This is a genomic window from Streptomyces sp. NPDC041968, from assembly GCF_055589025.1.
In genome coordinates, this window is the sequence record NZ_JBVJCB010000002.1 from 464,371 (window position 1) to 481,603 (window position 17,233).

General features: G+C 72.9%; 13 protein-coding genes. 7 read left to right on the forward strand and 6 right to left on the reverse strand.

Features of this window, described 5'->3' with window-relative positions; all coding sequences use genetic code 11:
- Positions 1-63: 63 nt before the first annotated feature.
- The 3 genes from ACZ6EG_RS07195 to ACZ6EG_RS07205 form a co-directional block, all read right to left on the reverse strand.
- On the reverse strand, positions 64-2,283 hold the full coding sequence (locus ACZ6EG_RS07195; RefSeq protein ID WP_469602398.1) for an MMPL family transporter: 2,220 nt from the start codon (positions 2,281-2,283) through the stop codon (positions 64-66).
- A gap of 256 nt (positions 2,284-2,539) precedes the next feature.
- Positions 2,540-3,643 carry a winged helix DNA-binding domain-containing protein gene (locus ACZ6EG_RS07200; protein WP_469602400.1) on the reverse strand — a complete coding sequence of 368 codons (1,104 nt, stop codon included), beginning with the start codon at positions 3,641-3,643 and terminating at the stop codon, positions 2,540-2,542.
- A 152-nt stretch (positions 3,644-3,795) separates the two neighbouring features.
- Positions 3,796-4,221 carry a VOC family protein gene (locus tag ACZ6EG_RS07205; protein ID WP_469602402.1) on the reverse strand — a complete coding sequence of 142 codons (426 nt, stop codon included), beginning with the start codon at positions 4,219-4,221 and terminating at the stop codon, positions 3,796-3,798.
- 139 nt (positions 4,222-4,360) lie between these two features.
- Between ACZ6EG_RS07205 and ACZ6EG_RS07210 the strand changes: the two genes are divergently transcribed.
- Positions 4,361-5,395 carry a helix-turn-helix transcriptional regulator gene (locus ACZ6EG_RS07210; protein WP_469602404.1) on the forward strand — a complete coding sequence of 345 codons (1,035 nt, stop codon included), beginning with the start codon at positions 4,361-4,363 and terminating at the stop codon, positions 5,393-5,395.
- Between the two features lie 165 nt (positions 5,396-5,560).
- On the opposite strand, the gene ACZ6EG_RS07215 is transcribed toward ACZ6EG_RS07210, so the two are convergent.
- On the reverse strand, positions 5,561-6,769 hold the full coding sequence (locus ACZ6EG_RS07215) for a Cmx/CmrA family chloramphenicol efflux MFS transporter (protein ID WP_469602661.1): 1,209 nt from the start codon (positions 6,767-6,769) through the stop codon (positions 5,561-5,563).
- Positions 6,770-6,993: 224 nt separating this feature from the next.
- Between ACZ6EG_RS07215 and ligA the strand changes: the two genes are divergently transcribed.
- The 3 genes from ligA (at position 6,994) to ACZ6EG_RS07230 (ending at position 10,357) form a co-directional block, all read left to right on the forward strand.
- Complete coding sequence (gene ligA / locus ACZ6EG_RS07220; protein WP_391968965.1) at positions 6,994-9,090, forward strand: NAD-dependent DNA ligase LigA; 2,097 nt, start codon at positions 6,994-6,996, stop codon at positions 9,088-9,090.
- Positions 9,091-9,207: 117 nt separating this feature from the next.
- Positions 9,208-9,789 carry a sugar O-acetyltransferase gene (locus ACZ6EG_RS07225; protein ID WP_356609800.1) on the forward strand — a complete coding sequence of 194 codons (582 nt, stop codon included), beginning with the start codon at positions 9,208-9,210 and terminating at the stop codon, positions 9,787-9,789.
- 10 nt (positions 9,790-9,799) lie between these two features.
- The gene (locus ACZ6EG_RS07230; protein ID WP_356609798.1) at positions 9,800-10,357 is read left to right on the forward strand and encodes a TetR/AcrR family transcriptional regulator; all 558 of its coding nucleotides are present in this window, start codon (positions 9,800-9,802) and stop codon (positions 10,355-10,357) included.
- 49 nt (positions 10,358-10,406) lie between these two features.
- On the opposite strand, the gene ACZ6EG_RS07235 is transcribed toward ACZ6EG_RS07230, so the two are convergent.
- Complete coding sequence (locus ACZ6EG_RS07235) at positions 10,407-11,705, reverse strand: YeeE/YedE family protein (RefSeq protein WP_469602410.1); 1,299 nt, start codon at positions 11,703-11,705, stop codon at positions 10,407-10,409.
- A 359-nt stretch (positions 11,706-12,064) separates the two neighbouring features.
- Positions 12,065-13,966 carry a molecular chaperone HtpG gene (gene htpG / locus ACZ6EG_RS07240; protein ID WP_391968967.1) on the reverse strand — a complete coding sequence of 634 codons (1,902 nt, stop codon included), beginning with the start codon at positions 13,964-13,966 and terminating at the stop codon, positions 12,065-12,067.
- 272 nt (positions 13,967-14,238) lie between these two features.
- Between htpG and ACZ6EG_RS07245 the strand changes: the two genes are divergently transcribed.
- The 3 genes from ACZ6EG_RS07245 to gap all read left to right on the forward strand — a co-directional run bounded on the left by ACZ6EG_RS07245 (position 14,239) and on the right by gap (position 17,219).
- Positions 14,239-15,117, forward strand: a complete 879-nt coding sequence (locus ACZ6EG_RS07245) for an SGNH/GDSL hydrolase family protein (protein ID WP_391968968.1) — start codon at positions 14,239-14,241, stop codon at positions 15,115-15,117.
- 27 nt (positions 15,118-15,144) lie between these two features.
- Positions 15,145-16,101, forward strand: a complete 957-nt coding sequence (locus tag ACZ6EG_RS07250) for a GlxA family transcriptional regulator (protein WP_391968969.1) — start codon at positions 15,145-15,147, stop codon at positions 16,099-16,101.
- A 119-nt stretch (positions 16,102-16,220) separates the two neighbouring features.
- Positions 16,221-17,219 carry a type I glyceraldehyde-3-phosphate dehydrogenase gene (gene gap / locus ACZ6EG_RS07255; RefSeq protein WP_469602415.1) on the forward strand — a complete coding sequence of 333 codons (999 nt, stop codon included), beginning with the start codon at positions 16,221-16,223 and terminating at the stop codon, positions 17,217-17,219.
- The last annotated feature ends 14 nt before the right edge of the window (positions 17,220-17,233 follow it).

Here is a 17,233-nt window from a genome sequence, read left to right on the forward strand (position 1 = left end):
GCCGGTACGGGTGCGGCCCCGCCGGCCCGGTCGTCCGGGGCGGCGGGGCCGTACGCGCGGTGGTCAGACTCCGGCTGTCTCGGGCTCGCGCGCGGGCTGCGCGGGCGAGCCGCTGTCACCGAGTTCCTTGTGGAGCTTCTCGCCCTCGACGTCGACGTTCGGCAGCAGGCGGTCCAGCCACTTGGGCAGCCACCACGCCTTGGTGCCGAGCAGGGCGAGCACGGCGGGCACGATGGCCATGCGGACCACGAAGGCGTCGAAGAGGACCGCGATGGCGAGGCCGAAGCCCATCATCTTGATCATGTCGTCGTTCTCCATGATGAAGCCGGAGAAGACGCTGATCATGATGATCGCGGCCGCCGCGACGACCCGGCCGCCGTGGGTGAATCCCGTGGTGACGGACTCGGAGGCGGAGGAGCCGTGGACGTAGGCCTCACGCATGCGGGTCACGAGGAAGACCTCGTAGTCCATGGCCAGACCGAAGACCACACCGATCATGAAGATGGGCATCATCGACATGATCGGACCCGGCTGGTCCACGCCGAAGACGTCCGCGAGCCAGCCCCACTGGAACACCGCGACCACCGCGCCGAGCGCCGCGGCCACCGAGAGCAGGAAGCCGAGCGCCGCCTTGAGCGGGACGAGGATCGAGCGGAAGACGAGCATCAGGAGGAGGAAGGCGAGACCGACGACCAGGGCCAGGTACGGGACGAGCGCGTCGTCCAGGGTCTGGGAGAAGTCGATGGTCATCGCGGTCGCGCCGGTGACCAGCATCGTCGCGCCGGTCTCGGTCTCGATGCCACCGGACAGCGCGCGGATGTCCTTGACCAGCGACTCGGTGGCCGCCTCGCTCGGCCCGGTCTTGGGCACGACCGTGAGGACGGCGGTGTCGCCCGCCTCGTTGAAGTTGGCCGGGGTGACCGCCGCGGCCTCGCCCAGGCCGGTGATCTCCTTGCCGACGGTGTCGGCGGCGGCCTTCGCGTCGTCCGCGTCCCGGGTGTCGACGGTGACCATCAGCGGGCCGTTGAACCCGGCGCCGAAGGACTCGGACAGCATGTCGTAGGCCTTGCGCTGCGTGGTGTCGGGCGCGGAGCTGCCCTCGTCGGGCAGGCCCAGTTCCATGCTCGCGGCCGGCACGGCGACGGCGCCGAGACCGAGCACCGCGGTGAGCAGGACCGTCACCGGACGCCGCAGCACGAACCGGGCCCAGCGGGTGCCGAGCTTGGGCTTCGCCGGGGCCTGCGACGGTCCGGCGGGGGCCTTGCGGTCCTTGCGGCTGAGCGCCTTCCTGCCGGCGAAGCCGAGCAGTGCCGGGGTGAGGGTGAGCGCGATCAGCACGGCGATGCCGACGGTGCCCGCGGCGGCGAGGCCCATCTTGGTGAGGATCGGGATGTTGACCACCGCGAGCCCGGCGAGCGCCACGATGACGGTGAGTCCTGCGAACACGACGGCGGAGCCGGCGGTGCCGACCGCGCGTCCCGCGGCGTCCTCGGCGCTGCGGCCCTCGGCGATCTCGGCCCGGTAGCGCGAGACGATGAACAGGGCGTAGTCGATGGCGACCGCGAGGCCGATCATCATGGCGAGCGTGGAGGTGGTGGCCGAGAGTTCCAGCGTGCTGCCGAGCGCTCCGATGGCGGAGATGCCGATGCCTACGCCGATGATGGCCGACAGCAGCGGCATGCCGGCCGCGACGAGCGAGCCGAAGGTCAGCAGCAGCACGATCGCGGCGACACCGATACCGATCAGCTCGGCCGTGCCCCCCATCTCCTGCTCGGCCATGACCGCGTCGCCGCCGGTCTCGACGGTGAATCCGTCGCCGCGCGCGCCGTCGGTGGCGGCGGTGAGCGAGTCACGGGCCTGGTCGGTCAGCTCCATGGAGTTGACCTTGTAGGTCACCGAGGCGTAGGCGGTGGTGCCGTCCTTGCTGACGGCGTCGGCCTCGAACGGGTCGGCCACCGAGGCGACCTGCGGCCCGTCGCCGAGTGCCGTGACGAGATCCTCGACCCGTTCCCTGCCCACCGGGTCCGATATCTTCGCGCCCTCGGGGGCGCGGATCACGACACGGGCGGTGGCGCCCTCGGCGCTCGCGGCCGGGAAGCGCTCGTCGAGCAGGTCGAACGCCTTCTGGGACTCGGTTCCGGGCATGGAGAAGGAGTCTTCGGGCGGGGCGGGCGCCGTGGACGCGGCGACGCCGGCGCCCACGAGTATGGCCACCCACAACAGGGCGACGAGGCCGCGGCGCCGGAACGCGCGTCGGCCGAGTCGATAGAGGAACGTAGCCACCTGAGACCAATCCGTCGGGATGCGGGCAGGACGAAACCCGGCATGTGGGGACGCAGAGGTGCTGACCGGGGTACCCCTTTATGCTCACCCGGGCTTTTTGTCATTTGATCCGTCCCTGGGGCTGGACTGGTGTACTGCGTCGGGTGTAGTGGGTGACCGTGCTCCTCTCCCCCGGGTGTAGGCCACGGCAATGGATGTACGCCGCACCCGTTGTCCGGCCTGCCGGGTGACGCGCGGCCCGCCGGGGCGGGGCCCGTCACCCCGCCGCGGACTCGGTGATCCGGACGCGGTCGCTGTCGCCGTCGGAGAGGAAGGACGCCAGGGCCCGCCCCTCCTCGGCGAGGGCCGCGCGTTCGGCCGCCGAGCAGCGGCGCAGCGGGGTGACGGTCACCGTCCCCGCCTCGACGGTCCAGGTCGCGGCGACCCGGCCGTCGACCAGCGTCACGCGGGCGCCGGCGACCGACAGTCCTCGGTGGACGTCGTCGATGATCCTGCCGCGGTCCTGGTAGCCGAGGACGGCGTTGTCGAAGGCCGGCAGGAACCGGACGGGAGCGGGGGTCTCGGGGTCGGGGCGTGGCGCGTCGGGGAGGTCCAGCAGTTCCCGGCCCCGTTCGTCCCGGAAGGTGATCAGTTCGTCGCGGACCGCGGCGACCGCCGCGGGCAGTCCGGCGAGGCCGCACCAGGCGCGCAGGTCCGCCGAGGCGGCGGGGCCGTAGGCGGCCAGGTAGCGCCGTACCATCGCCTGGCCGACCGGGTCGGAGCCGGGCGGGGGCGGCGGGTCGACGTCGCGGCCGAGCCAGGCGGACAGCGGCAGGTTGCGCACGCCCGCTCTCGTGCGCCAGAGCCCCCGCGGTGGCAGTTGGACCATCGGGATCAGCGCGGCGACCAGCATCTCCCCCAGGGCCCGGGGGGCCGTCTCCGGCCAGCGCCCGGCGACCGTCCGGGCGAGCTCGCTCATCGAGCGGGGCTCACCGTCCGACATGACCGCGCGGCCCGCCGCGGCCAGTTCGTCGAGGTCGACGCCTTCGAGTTCGCGGCGGTAGGTACCGAGGACCCGTCCGCGCAGCATGGCGTCGTGGCGGGTGCGCCAGGCGAGGACGTCGTCGGCGGTGACGAGGTGGACGGTACGGCGCATGAGGTGGGTGCGCACCACACGTCGCTCCGTGAGCAGGTCCGACAGCGCCGACGGGGCGAAGGCCCGCAGCCGTGACCAGAGCCCGACGAACGGTTCCTGCGGCTCCTGCGCCTGCATGCCGCCGAGGTGGGCGACGGCGTCGAGGACCGGGAGGTCGGCCCGTGCGAGCAGTGACTGGCGGGCGAGGGTGGCGCGGTTGAGCGCCCGGGTGTCGAGCACGGTCATGGGATCAGGGCCTCCCGGCCGGTGCGCGGGGCGGGGTGGTGGCCCCGGTGGGGCGGGGATGACTGCTCAAGGTGGCGTCCTGTCGTCTCGGGGGGCGGGCGGGCGTCGTGGCCCGGCCGGGTGGCGGAGGCCCGCCACCCGGCCCCGGCCGGTCAGGGCGCGTCGTACCCGCTCACCACGTCCAGGACCCAGGTGACGCCGAACCTGTCGCGCAGCATGCCGTAGAGCGGTGCCCATCGGGCGGCCTCCAGTGGCTGCAGGACGGTCGCGTCGTCGGACAGCTTCTTCCAGTAGGCGGTGATCTCCTCGGCCGTCTCGCCGCGGACCGAGACGAAGAAGGCGTTCTCCCCCTGGTTCCACGGCAGGTGGGCGGGCACGTCGTAGGCCATCACGCACAGGCCGCTGTCGGCGGACACCTGGCCCCACATGACCTGTTCGGCCGCGGAGGGGTCCTGGACGTTCCCGGCGTCCCGGTAGGTCACCAGGGCGACGTCGCCGCCGAACACGGACTGGTAGAAGGTGAGCGCCTCCCGGGCGTCACCGCGGAAGTTCAGGTGGGTCACGGCTTTGACGGACACGACGGGCTCCTCGCCTCGGTGCACGGTCGGACAGCCCGCGCCGGCGGGACCGTCCGCGGGGCCGGACCGGCCCCGCGCTTCCCACGTTGCCGAAGGTAGCGGTCAGGTCGTGTCCTCTTCTTCCGGCAGCATGGGAGGCATGCAGAAGACCTCAGCGCGGCTGCTGTCGTTGCTCTCCCTGCTCCAGGCGCGCCGGGACTGGCCCGGGGCGGTGCTCGCCGAGCGGCTGGAGGTCAGTCCGCGCACCCTGCGCCGCGACATCGACCGGCTCCGGGGGCTCGGCTATCCCGTCGTGGCCGTCAAGGGACCGGACGGGGGGTACCGGCTCGACGCCGGAACCCGTCTTCCCCCGCTGCTCTTCGACGACGAACAGGCCGTCGCCCTGGCCGTCGCCCTGCGGACCGCCACCGTGACGGGCGCCGGTATCGAGGACGGAGCGGCGCGCGCGCTGACCACCCTCCGGCAGGTCATGCCCGCCCGACTGCGCCACCGCGTCGACGCCCTCCACGTCACCACGGTCGAGCGGGCCGCGCCCCGGCCGCAGCCGCAGGCCGACAGCGGTGTCCTCATGGCGCTCAGCGCCGCCGTGCAGGCGCGCGAGGTCCTGCGCTTCGACCACGCCGGGCCGTGCCCGCCGGACTCCGACCGCGAGGGGGACGCACCGCCCCGCCGGGTCGAACCCCACCATCTCGTCGCCAGGGACGGGCGCTGGTACCTGGTCGCCTGGGACCTGGAACGCGCGGACTGGCGTGTCTTCCGCGCGGACCGGATCACTCCGCGCTCCCCCACCGGGCCCCGCTTCACGCGGCGGGAGCTGCCCGGCGGGGATGTGGCCGCCTTCGTGACCGGACGGTTCCGCGGCTCCGACCGATCGCCCGACTGGCCCTGCCGCGGAGCGGTCGTCCTCCACCTGCCCGCGGCCGCGGTGTCGCCCCACACCCCCGCGGGGACCGTCGAGGCCCTCGGCCCGGACCGCTGCCGGCTCACCCTCGGCTCCTGGTCCTGGCCCGCCCTCGCCGCCGCCGTCGGAGCCTTCGACACGGACGTCGAAGTGGTCGGCCCGCCCGAACTCGGGGAGGCCTTCGCCCTGCTCGCCCGCCGCTGCGCCGCCGCGGCGCGGTCCGCACCCACGGCACCCGCGACGCCGGCGGCGGGCCCGGCGGCCGAGGGGTGAGCCTTCCGGGGCGCGAGGAGGCGCGATGTCGTCACCCGGACACCGGGCGCCCCACCGTCGGGCGCTCCTCGGCCGGCACCGTGGACCGCCTCCCGCCCCCGCCCTGCCCCACGGTGCGTCGTCCCGCCGGTGACCGCGGGTGCCGTTCGCACGCTCCGTCAGGTGTCACACCCGCCGGGCGAGGTCCGCGCTCGCGGGCTCGGCCGCCAGGGCGCCCATGACGACGCGCGAGCGGCTGTGCAGCCGCAGGGACACGCCGACGAACGCGAGCGCGACGAGGGTCATGGCCGCGCCCGCCCAGGCGGTGGCCGCGTAGCCGAGGCCCGCGTCGATCACCGTCCCGCCGAGCCAGGGACCGCCGGTGTTGCCCAGGTTGAACGCGGCGGTCGTCGTCGCCCCGGCGAGCGTGGGCGCGGCGCCGGCGACGTTGAACATGCGGGCGTTGAGCGCGGGTGCCGTATAGAAGGCCGAGACGCCGAGGAGCAGGGAGAGGGCGATCACGACGACGGGACTCGACGCGAACAGCGCCAGCGCGGCCAGCAGCACGGTGGAGGCGGTGATGCCGGAGAGCAGCACGCCGAAGAGGTGCGCGTCGGCGATCCGGCCGCCGATGGTCGTCCCGACCAGCGCGCCGACACCGAACAACGCCAGCACGGCGGGCACCCAGCCGTCCGCCAGCCCGGCCACATCCGTGAGCAGCGGCGCGAGGTAGGAGAAGGCGCAGAACACGCCGCCGGCCGCGAGCGCCGTCACGACGATGGACAGCCAGACCTGCCGGTCGCGGTAGATCGACAGCTCGCCCCTGAGCCGGGGCCGCCGCTCGGGCAGCGGGATGCGCGGGATCAGGGTCACCACACCGACGAGCGCGACGGCGGACGCCGCGCCCACGGCCCAGAACGCCGACCGCCATCCCAGGTGCTCCCCGAGGAAGGCGCCGGCCGGCACACCGAGCACGTTGGCGATGGAGAGTCCGCCGATCATCACCGCCATCGCGCGGGCCCGGGCGGTCTTCGGCACCATCGCGATGGCGACGGCGGCACCCACCGCCCAGAACCCGGCGCACGCCAGGGCACTGACGACCCGGGAGACGAACAGGATCTCGTACGTCGTCGCCAGCGCGCCCGCGATCTGGCCGAGGCCGAACACCGTGATCAGCGTGACCAGCGTGGTCTTCCGCGGGAGCCGCAGGGTCGCGGCAGCGAGCAGCGGAGCACCGACCACCATGCCGATCGCGAAGGCGGATATCAGCAGCCCGGCTTGCGGGATGGACACGTCCATGTCCTCGGCGATGGGCGGCAGCAGGCCGGAGAGCATGAACTCACTGGTACCGAGCGCGAAGACGGACAAGCCGAGGATGTAGACGGCGAGCGGCATGGGGGCAGCCGTGGGCCGTGCGGAAGGTGCGGGCATGACAGCTGTCAACGACACGTTCCTCCCCGCCATTCCCGCGGGCGGGTCCGTCTCACGATGCGGCGGCACCCCCGGTGACGGGTCCGTCTCATGACGCGGCGTCCGGCCGGTGACCGGGCCCGTCCCGCGATGCGGCGGCTCCCCGGTGACCGGGCCCGTTGTCAGTGGTGGGCGGCAGAATCCGCACCATGACCACACCAGCAGCAGTGATCGTGGACTCCGCCGCCTACGCCCAGGCGGTCGAGGACGCCGCACGCGCGGCCGCCGCCTACTACGCGGGCGGTTCCTCGCCACTGGACGACGACACCTACGACCGGTTGGCGAGAGGGATCGCCGCCTGGGAGGTTGGGCATCCGGACGAGGTGCTGCCCGACTCCCCGACCGGCAAGGTCGCCGGCGGTGCGGCCGAGGGCGACGTGCCCCACACGGTGCCGATGCTCAGCCTCGACAACGTCTTCTCGCCGGAGGAGTTCCTCGCCTGGACGGCGTCGCTGGCCCGGCGGACGGGCCGTGAGGTCGACCGCTTCGGTGTGGGTCCCAAGCTGGACGGCCTCGCCGTCGCCGCACGCTACCGCGCGGGCCGTCTCACCCGGCTGATCACCCGCGGTGACGGGACGGCCGGGGAGGACGTCTCGCACGCCATCGGCACCGTGGAAGGTCTGCCCGAGACGCTGGCGGAGCCGGTCACCGTGGAGGTGCGCGGGGAGATACTCATGACGACGGCCCAGTTCGAGCATGCGAACGAGGTCCGCACAGCGCACGGCGGTCAGCCGTTCGCCAACCCGCGCAACGCGGCCGCGGGCACACTGAGGGCGAGGGAGCGTGCGTACACGGTCCCGATGACGTTCTTCGGCTACGGCATGCTGCCGCTGCCGGAGACCGATGCCGCTCTCGCCGGGCGGCTGGACGGGCTCGCCCACAGCGACCTCATGTCCATGGCCGCCGGTCTCGGCGTGCACACCAGCGCCGGCACCGCAGTCCCGGACGTCGTCGTCGAAACGCCGGAGCAGGTCGTGGCCCGGGTCCGGGAGATCGCGGCCCTGCGCGCCGAACTCCCCTTCGGCATCGACGGGATCGTCGTCGCGGCCGACCTGGCCGCCGACCGGCGGGCCGCCGGAGCCGGCTCCCGGGCGCCCCGGTGGGCGGTCGCGTACAAGCTGCCGGCCGTGGAGCGGATCACGCGGCTGCTGGACGTGGAGTGGAACGTGGGCCGCACCGGCGTCATCGCCCCGCGCGGCGTCCTGGAGCCGGTGGTGATCGACGGGTCCACGATCACCTACGCCACCCTGCACAATCCGGCCGACATCACCCGCCGCGACCTGCGCCTGGGCGACCACGTCATGGTCCACCGCGCCGGTGACGTCATCCCCCGCATCGAGGCCCCGGTGGCCCACCTGCGCACGGGTGACGAGCGGCCCATAGCGTTCCCCTCGGTGTGCCCGCGCTGCGGGTCGGACATCGACACGAGCCAGGAACGCTGGCGCTGCGCCCAGGGCCGCACCTGTCACCTGGTCGCCTCGCTCGCCTACGCCGCCGGCCGCGACCAGCTGGACATCGAGGGCCTGGGCGCCACCCGTGTCGTCCAGCTCGTGGACGCCGGGCTCGTCGCCGACCTCGCCGACCTGTTCACCCTTCGGCGCGAGCGGTTGCTCGCCCTGGAGCGGATGGGGGAGACCAGCACCGACAACCTGCTCGCCGCGCTCGCCAGGGCGAAGGAGCAGCCGTTGTCCCGGGTGCTGTGCGCCCTGGGCGTCCGGGGCACCGGCCGTTCCATGTCGCGGCGCATCGCCCGGTACTTCGCGACCATGGACCACATCCGTGCCGCGGACGCCGAGGCCATGCAGCGGGTCGAGGGCATCGGGCCGGAGAAGGCCCCGTCCATCGTCGCGGAGATCGCCGAACTCGGCCCGCTCATCGACAGGCTCGCCGCCGCGGGGGTCGGTATGACCGAGCCCGGGGCCACCCCTCCCCCGGCCACCGGTGCCGCCGCCGAGGAGGAAGGCGGGGGCCCCGTCGCGGCGCCGGGGGAGGCCGGTCCGCTGGCCGGGATGAGGGTGGTGGTCACCGGTGCGATGACGGGACGCCTGGAGAAGCTCTCGCGCAACGAGATGAACGAACTCATCGAGCGGGCCGGCGGTCACTCCTCCTCCAGCGTCTCCCGGAAGACGACACTCGTCGTCGCAGGTGAGGGCGCCGGCTCCAAGCGGGCCAAGGCCGAGCAGCTCGGCATCCGCCTGGCGACCCCGGACGAGTTCGGCTCCCTGGTCGCCGGCCTCCTCGACTGATCCGGGCCCGGGGGCGCTCCTCCCCGAGGCGGTGGCGCACCGGCGGAGTACCGGCGTACGGGCGCGCCACCGCCGGGGAGTGTACGTTCGTACGCCCTAGGCGCTACGATCGGGCGCATGCCGACGGACCACTTCGCGCAGGATCCCAGAACGAACCTCGAACGCATGCTGGCGGGCGACCTCTACATCGCCGACGATCCGGAGATCGCCCGCAGACAGCAGCGGGCCGTACAGCTGGCCGCCCGCTACCAGGCCGCCTACACGGAGGACGCGGCAGCGGCGCAGCCGATCCTCGCCGAACTGCTCGGCTCCCTCGGCACCGAGGCACACGTACGGCCACCGCTGTACGTCGACTACGGCAGCAACATCACCATCGGCGCGCGCACCTTCGTGAACTACAACCTCACCGCGCTGGACGTCGCGGCGATCACCATCGGCGAGGACTGCCAGATCGGACCGAACGTCCAGTTGCTCACCCCCACGCACCCGCTCGAGGCCGAGCCCCGGCGCGACAAGCTGGAGGCAGCCCGGCCCATCACCATCGGCGACAACGTCTGGCTGGGCGGCGGCGCCATCGTCCTGCCCGGCGTGACCATCGGCGACAACTCCGTCATCGGCGCCGGGGCGGTCGTCACCAAGGACGTGCCCGCGGGTGTCGTCGCCGTGGGCAACCCGGCCCGGCCGGTGCGGAACGTGTAAGCCTGCTCCCATGGCAACCGGACACACCGACCCGCAGCGGCGCGAGCGGATCATCGACGCCACCCTCGACCTGATCGCCGAGGAGGGCATCGCACGCGTCTCCCACCGAAAGATCGCCACCCGGGCCGGCGTCCCCCTGGGCTCGATGACCTACCACTTCAGCGGGATCGACCAGCTGCTGCGGGAGGCTTTCGGCCACTTCACCGGCCACATCGTCGCGGTCTTCGACGACCACCTCGGTGCCGCGGCCGACCGCGAGGAGGCCCGCGAGGCGGTGGCCGACCTCGTACACCTCCTGTCCGAGGGGAGCCAGCGGGACCTGGTGCTCACCCAGGAGCTGTACACGCTGGCAGCGCGGCAGCCGGCCTACCGGGAACTCACCCACGAGTGGATGCGCCGCAGCCGGGTCCACCTGGAGAAGCACTTCGACCCGGACACGGCCCGCCAGCTCGACGCCCTCATCGAAGGGCTGACGCTGCACCGCGCCCTGGCCCGGGAGCCCCACGGGCGGGCCCTCACCCTGGAGGCCGTCGCCCGCGTCACCACCACGGACCGGCGCACCCCCTAGCCGCCCGCGCGGCACGGGCCTGACCCCCGTGCCGCGCGGGTGCCCCGGCTCAGCAGACCCCGTCGCCCGGCTTGGGGTTGCCGAGACCGAAGAGGGGGCGCAGCTTGAGGCCCACCCAGGTACCGGCCAGGGCGAAGGCCCCCCACAGCCAGCCGCTGAGGCTGCCCGAGGCGATTCCCGCCAGATAGGCGCCGATGTTGCACCCGCCGGCCAGGCGGGCGCCGATGCCCATCAGCACACCGCCGAGCAAGGCCGCGAGCGCCGTGCGCCAGGCGATGCCCCGGTGCAGGGCCCAGGTGCCGCCGACCGCCGCGGCGACGGCGGCACCGATCATGATGCCGATGTCGGTGAGGCTGGTCTTGTCGGCGAGCACCGGGCCCGCCAGCATCTCGGCGTTGCCGGGCCGCTGCCACCACGTCCAGTTCTCCGGGTGGCCGCCGAGGACACCCACCAGTTCGGAGCCCCAGAGGCTGAAGGCGCTGGTGACGCCCCAGGCGCCGCCCGAGACCCACAGGACGCCGGCGCCCAGTACGGCCAGCACGAGCGCCCCGGCGGCCAGCGGCCACGAGCCGCGCAGGGCCCGGACGGCCGCGCCGCGCGCCGAGGGCACGACACCGAGCGGCGGCGGGTTGCGGCGGGCCTGCACGCGCCGCGTGACGAACACCACCAGCAGCAGCGCGGCGATCGTCACCGCCCACGAGCCGAACCAGCCGACATGGTCGGACAGGACGACGGGCTCCCAGGCCGGGAGGTCCTTCCACAGGTCGAACTGCCAGGCAGCGAGCGTGGCCCCCGCGATGAAGCCGCCCAGGGTGAGGACGATCGACGTCTGTCCCGAGCCGACGGCGAACAGGGTGCCCGAGGCGCACGCGCCGCCGAGCTGCATGCCGATCGCGAAGAGCACCGACCCGGCGAGCAGGCCGACGCCGACGGGCCCGGCGGACGGCGCCGGCTGCGAGCCGAACAGCCCGGTGCCGGTGCCGATGAGCAGCGCGAACAGGGTGGCGGTGGTGCCGAGCAGCAGGGCGTGGGCCCGCAGCCCGGCGCCGTTGCCGACCGCGACCAGTTGCCGCCAGGCGGAGGTGAAGCCGAACCGGGAGTGGAAGAGGGCGACACCCAGCCCGAGGCCGAGCAGGAGCAGTACGCCCGGCTTGGCACCGTGCGCGGACCAGACGTACGCGGTCAGCGCGGCGGCGAGCAGCCCGGACACCACCAGGGGCGTCCGCCGCACCGGGGGCAGGGGCGGCGCCTCGGGCCGGGCGGAGGAGGTGGGGGACGGGGCGAAGAGGACGGCGGGCGCGCGCGGCGGCGCGGCCGGGGCCGACCCGGCGGGGGGTGCGGTGGTCACGGAAGATCTCCGGTGGGGTGCACGGGGGCGGCGGGCGGGGGCGCTGGGCGACCGGCGGCGCGGATCACGCGGCCGGTGCGGGAGTCAGCGGCGACAGAGGCCGTCGTCGACGCACCACGCCGAGTTCGCGAAGAGCGCGAGGCACAGCAGCGGAGCCGATGCATACATGCGTGCGAATATACGGAGTGCGGCGCTCCGGATGCCAGACCGTCTCGCCATGCGGATGGCACCGTGGACAGAGGCACTGGCCCCTCGGGTTCTCGGGTTCCGTTTCCCGGACGCACACGCCCCGGACGCACGGAGAAACGCCGAGGGACGCCCGGCGGCGCCGGACGTCCCTCGCATACGGACCCCGTGGGTTACAGCGTGCGCTCCAGACGGTCCGCCACCAGCTTCACGAACCGGGCCGGCTCCTTGGGCCGGCCGCCCTCGGCGAGGACCGCCAGGGCGTGGAGGAGATCCGCGGTCTCGGTCAGCTCCGTCCGGTCCTCCTGCTCGGTGTAGGCCCGGTTCAGGGACTTCACCAGCTGGTGCTCCGGGTTGAGTTCGAGGATCCGCTTGGCGTGCGGAACCTCCTGGCCCATCGCGCGGTACATGTTCTCCAGCGCCGGCGTCAGCTCGTTCGCGTCGGAGACCACACAGGCCGGCGAGACGGTGAGGCGGGAGGAGAGGCGGACCTCCTTGACGTCCTCGCCCAGGTGTTCCGACATCCAGCCGAGCAGCCCGGCGTACTCCTCGCTCTGCTGGTTCTTCTCGGCGTCGCTCTTCTCGTCCTCGGCACCACCGAGGTCGACCTCGCCCTTGGCCACCGAGCGCAGCCGCTTGCCCTCGAACTCCGCCACCGCGTCGACCCAGACCTCGTCCACCGCGTCGGTGAGCAGGAGCACCTCGACGCCCTTGGCCCGGAACGCCTCCATGTGCGGGGAGTCCTCGATGGCCTGCCGGGACTCGCCCGTCATGAAGTAGATGTCGCTCTGACCGTCCTTCATCCGCTCCACGTACCCCTGGAGCGTGGTCGGCTCGTCGGCGTCGTGGGTGGTCGCGAACGAGGAGGCGGCGAGGATCGCGTCCCGGTTCTCGGAGTCGGTCACCAGCCCTTCCTTGAGGACGGCGCCGAACTCCCGCCAGAACGTGGCGTACCGGTCCGGCGCGGACGACCTCAGGTCCTTGACCGTGGCCAGCACCTTCTTCGTCAGGCGGCGCTGGATCATGCGGATGTGGCGGTCCTGCTGGAGGATCTCGCGGGAGACGTTGAGCGAGAGGTCCTGGGCGTCGACGACGCCCTTGACGAAGCGGAGATACGGCGGCAGCAGCTCCTCACAGTCGTCCATGATGAAGACGCGCTTCACATAGAGCTGTACGCCGCGCTGGTACCCCTGGGTGAACAGGTCGTGCGGGGCGTGCGAGGGCACGAACAGCAGGGCCTGGTACTCGAAGGTGCCCTCCGCCTGGAGCCGGATCGTCTCCAGCGGCTCGCGCCAGTCGTGGGAGATGTGCTTGTACAGCTCGTGGTACTCGTCCTCGGACACCTCGTCACGCGGACGCGCCCACAGCGCCTTCATCGAGTTGAGCGTCTCGGCCTCGCGGGCCTCGGCGCCGTCCTCGGCCGGCTCCGGCAGCAGGCGGATCGGCCAGGTGATGAAGTCCGAGTAGCGCTTGACGATCTCCTTGATCTTCCAGGTGGAGGTGTAGTCGTGGAGCTGGTTCTCGGAGTCCGCGGGCTTGAGGTGGAGGGTGACCGAGGTACCCTGCGGCGCCTCGTCGACCGTCTCCAGGGTGTACGTGCCCTCGCCGCGCGACGTCCAGCGGGTGCCCTGGGTCTCGCCGGCGCGCCGGGTCACCAGGGTGACCTCGTCGGCCACCATGAAGCCCGAGTAGAAACCGACGCCGAACTGCCCGATGAGCCCGTCGGCCCCGGCGGCGTCCTCGGCCTCGCGCAGTTCCTGGAGGAACTTGGCCGTGCCCGAGTTGGCGATGGTGCCGATGAGGTGGGTGACCTCCTCGTACGACATCCCGATGCCGTTGTCCCGCACGGTGAGGGTGCGGGCCTCCTTGTCCACGTCGAGCTCGATGTGCAGGTCGGTCACGTCGACGTCGGCGACGTCGTCCCGCAGGGCCGCGAGGCGCAGCTTGTCCAACGCGTCGGAGGCGTTGGAGACGAGCTCGCGCAGGAAGACATCCTTGTTCGAGTAGACGGAGTGAATCATCAGCTGAAGAAGCTGACGCGCCTCTACCTGGAACTCAAACGTTTCGGTCGGCATGGCTGGTGAGTACCTCACAGGTCCGCAGTCGTCTGCACTGACGGGATCACTCTAAAACAGCACGGGCGGCCGGCGGCCCCGATCGGCGGCAGCACGGCCCCGGCCGAGCAGCCGATGGCGGTGTCGAGGACCGACCGGCCTCGGGAGCCGAGCGCACCACCGCGAGAAGTTCGGTCGACATCGTTGACTTCAAGTCAGCGGCCCTGCACATTACTTAAAAGTAAAACCGATCAGTAACCTGCGGCCGCACTCCTCCCGAGAAGAGAGAGCACATGCCGAAGCATGCCCTTCGCCGTGTCATGACCGCGACAGCAGCCGCAGTCGGCACGCTGGCCCTCGGTCTCACCGACGCCACCGCGCACGCCGCTCCCGCCCCTCCCCTCGACTACGTGGCTCTCGGGGACAGTTACAGCGCCGGCTCGGGTGTCCTGCCCGTGGACCCCACCAACCTGCTCTGCCTGCGTTCCACGGCGAACTACCCCCACGTCATCGCCGCCGCCACCGGCGCCCGGCTCAAGGACGTCACCTGCGGCGCCGCCCGGACCGCCCACTTCACGCAGTCCCAGTACCCGGGTGTCGCCCCCCAGGTCAACGCGCTCTCCGCCGACACGGACCTCGTCACGCTCACCATCGGCGGCAACGACAACAGCACGTTCATCAACGCCATCACGGCCTGCGGCTCCGCGGGCCTCCTCAGCGGGGGCAAGGGCAGCCCCTGCAAGGACCGGCACGGCACCTCCTTCGACGACCAGATCGAGGCCAACACCTATCCCGCGCTCAAGGCCGCGCTGCTGAGCGTCCGCGCCAAGGCGCCGGGCGCCCGGGTGGCGGCCCTCGGCTACCCCTGGATCACGCCCGCCACCGCCGACCCGTCCTGCTTCGCCAAGCTGCCCCTCGCCGCCGGCGACGTGCCCTACCTCAGGGGGATCCAGGCGCACCTCAACGACGCCGTGCGGCGTGCGGCGGAGGAGACCGGCGCCACCTACGTGGACTTCGCGTCGGTGTCGGAGGGCCACGACGCCTGCAAGGCCTCCGGCACCCGGTGGATCGAACCGCTGCTCTTCGGCCACAGCCTCGTACCCGTCCACCCCAACGCCCTCGGGGAGCGGCGCATGGCCGAGCGGACCATGGACGTCCTCGGCCTGAGCTGAGCCGCGCCCCCGCGTACGCTGTCCACCGTGCCGTCGTCCCGCCTGCGCCGTGTCGCCGTCCTCGTGCTGGAGGGCGCCAAGCCGCTCGACGTCGGCATCCCGGCGCAGGTGTTCACCACACGCGCCAGCATGCCGTACGAGGTGCGGGTGTGCGGTGCGGCACCCGGCCTGGTGACCGGCGGTGACGGCCTGTCGTACCACGTGGCCCACGGCCTCGACGCGCTGGCGTGGGCCGACGTGGTCTTCCTGCCCGGGTACCGCTCCCCCGACCTGGACGACCCGCCGCGGCCCGTCCTGGACGCGCTGACGGCGGCCCACGACCGGGGTGCGCGGCTCGCCGCCATCTCCACCGGCGCGTTCGCGCTCGCCGCCACGGGCCTGCTCGACGGGCGGCGCGCCACGACGCACTGGCACTACACGCGGGCGCTGGCGGCGAAGCACCCCCGTGTGCGGGTCGACGAGAACGTGCTCTTCGTGGACGAGGGCAGCGTGCTGACCTCGGCGGGTGCCGCCTCCGGCATCGACCTGTGCCTGCACATCCTGCGCGGCGACCTCGGGGTCGCCGCGTCCAACCACGCGGCCCGGCGCCTCGTCGCGGCTCCCTACCGCAGCGGCGGACAGGCGCAGTACGTACCCCGCAGCGTGCCCGAACCACTGGGCGAGCGCTTCGCCGCCACCCGCGAATGGGCCCTGCGCCGGCTCGGCGAACCGCTCACCCTGGAGGCCCTCGCCCGGCACGCGGCGGTGTCGGCGCGCACCTTCTCGCGCCGGTTCGCCGAGGACACGGGGTACACACCGATGCAATGGGTCATGCGCGCCCGCGTCGACATGGCCCGTGAGCTGCTCGAACGCTCCGAGCGCAGCGTCGAGCAGATCGCCGCCGACGTGGGTCTGGGCACCGGCGCGAATCTGCGGCTGCACTTCCAGCGCATCCTCGGCACCACCCCGAGCGAGTACCGGCGCACCTTCACCCGGGGGGAGTAGCCGTGAGCGTGGGCCGCCTGGCGTGATCCTTGCGAACCGTGGCTGTCACGCCGCTGCCGCGGGCCGCCCCCGCGAGCGAACCTGGAGGCACCGCACGGCGAACCGGAAAGGCACCGCTCATGACCCGCATCGGCATCAACGGCTTCGGACGCATCGGACGCAACGTGCTGCGCGCGCTGCTGGAGCGCGACAGCAAGCTCGAGGTCGTCGCCGTCAACGACCTCACCGAGCCCGCCGCCCTCGCGCGGCTGCTCGCCTTCGACTCGACGGCCGGCCGGCTGGGCCGCCCGGTGACCGTCGACGGGGACACCCTCGTCGTGGACGGGCGCCGCATCAAGGTGCTGGCCGAGCGGGAGCCGGCGCGGCTGCCGTGGGCCGAGCTGGGCGTCGACCTCGTGCTGGAGGCGACCGGGCGCTTCACCTCGGCCACCGCCGCCGGGGCCCACCTCACCGCGGGCGCCAGGAAGGTCCTGGTCAGCGCGCCCTCCGACGGCGCCGACGTCACCCTGGCCTACGGCGTCAACACCGGCGCGTACGACCCGGCCGCGCACACCATCGTCTCCAACGCGTCCTGCACCACCAACGCGCTCGCGCCGCTGGCCGCGGTGCTGGACGAGCTGGCCGGCATCGAGCACGGCTTCATGACGACGGTGCACGCCTACACGCAGGAGCAGAACCTCCAGGACGGGCCGCACCGCGACCCCCGCCGCGCCCGCGCCGCCGGGGTCAACATCGTGCCGACCACGACGGGCGCCGCGAAGGCGATCGGCCTCGTGCTGCCGAACCTCGACGGCAAGCTGTCGGGCGACTCGATCCGTGTCCCGGTACCGGTCGGTTCGATCGTCGAACTGAACACGACCGTCGCCCGCGACGTGACGCGCGAGGACGTGCTGGAGGCCTACCGCGCCGCGGCCGAGGGACCGCTCGCCGGCGTGCTGGAGTACTCGGAGGACGCGCTGGTCTCCTCGGACATCACGGGCAACCCGGCCTCGTCGATCTTCGACTCGGCCCTGACCCGCGTCGACGGACGGCACGTCAAGGTGGTCGCCTGGTACGACAACGAGTGGGGCTTCTCGAACCGCGTGATCGACACGCTGGAACTGCTCGCCACGCCCTGAAACGGCGGCCGGTG

Bases quoted from the DNA above. Each gene is read 5' to 3' on its own strand.
- htpG (WP_391968967.1), bottom strand. From the start codon at position 13,966: ATGCCGACCGAAACGTTTGAGTTCCAGGTAGAGGCGCGTCAGCTTCTT.
- ACZ6EG_RS07210 (WP_469602404.1), top strand. From the start codon at position 4,361: ATGCAGAAGACCTCAGCGCGGCTGCTGTCGTTGCTCTCCCTGCTCCAG.
- ACZ6EG_RS07230 (WP_356609798.1), top strand. From the start codon at position 9,800: ATGGCAACCGGACACACCGACCCGCAGCGGCGCGAGCGGATCATCGAC.
- ACZ6EG_RS07215 (WP_469602661.1), bottom strand. From the start codon at position 6,769: ATGCCGCTCGCCGTCTACATCCTCGGCTTGTCCGTCTTCGCGCTCGGT.
- ligA (WP_391968965.1), top strand. From the start codon at position 6,994: ATGACCACACCAGCAGCAGTGATCGTGGACTCCGCCGCCTACGCCCAG.
- ACZ6EG_RS07245 (WP_391968968.1), top strand. From the start codon at position 14,239: ATGCCGAAGCATGCCCTTCGCCGTGTCATGACCGCGACAGCAGCCGCA.
- ACZ6EG_RS07200 (WP_469602400.1), bottom strand. From the start codon at position 3,643: ATGACCGTGCTCGACACCCGGGCGCTCAACCGCGCCACCCTCGCCCGC.
- gap (WP_469602415.1), top strand. From the start codon at position 16,221: ATGACCCGCATCGGCATCAACGGCTTCGGACGCATCGGACGCAACGTG.
- ACZ6EG_RS07225 (WP_356609800.1), top strand. From the start codon at position 9,208: ATGCCGACGGACCACTTCGCGCAGGATCCCAGAACGAACCTCGAACGC.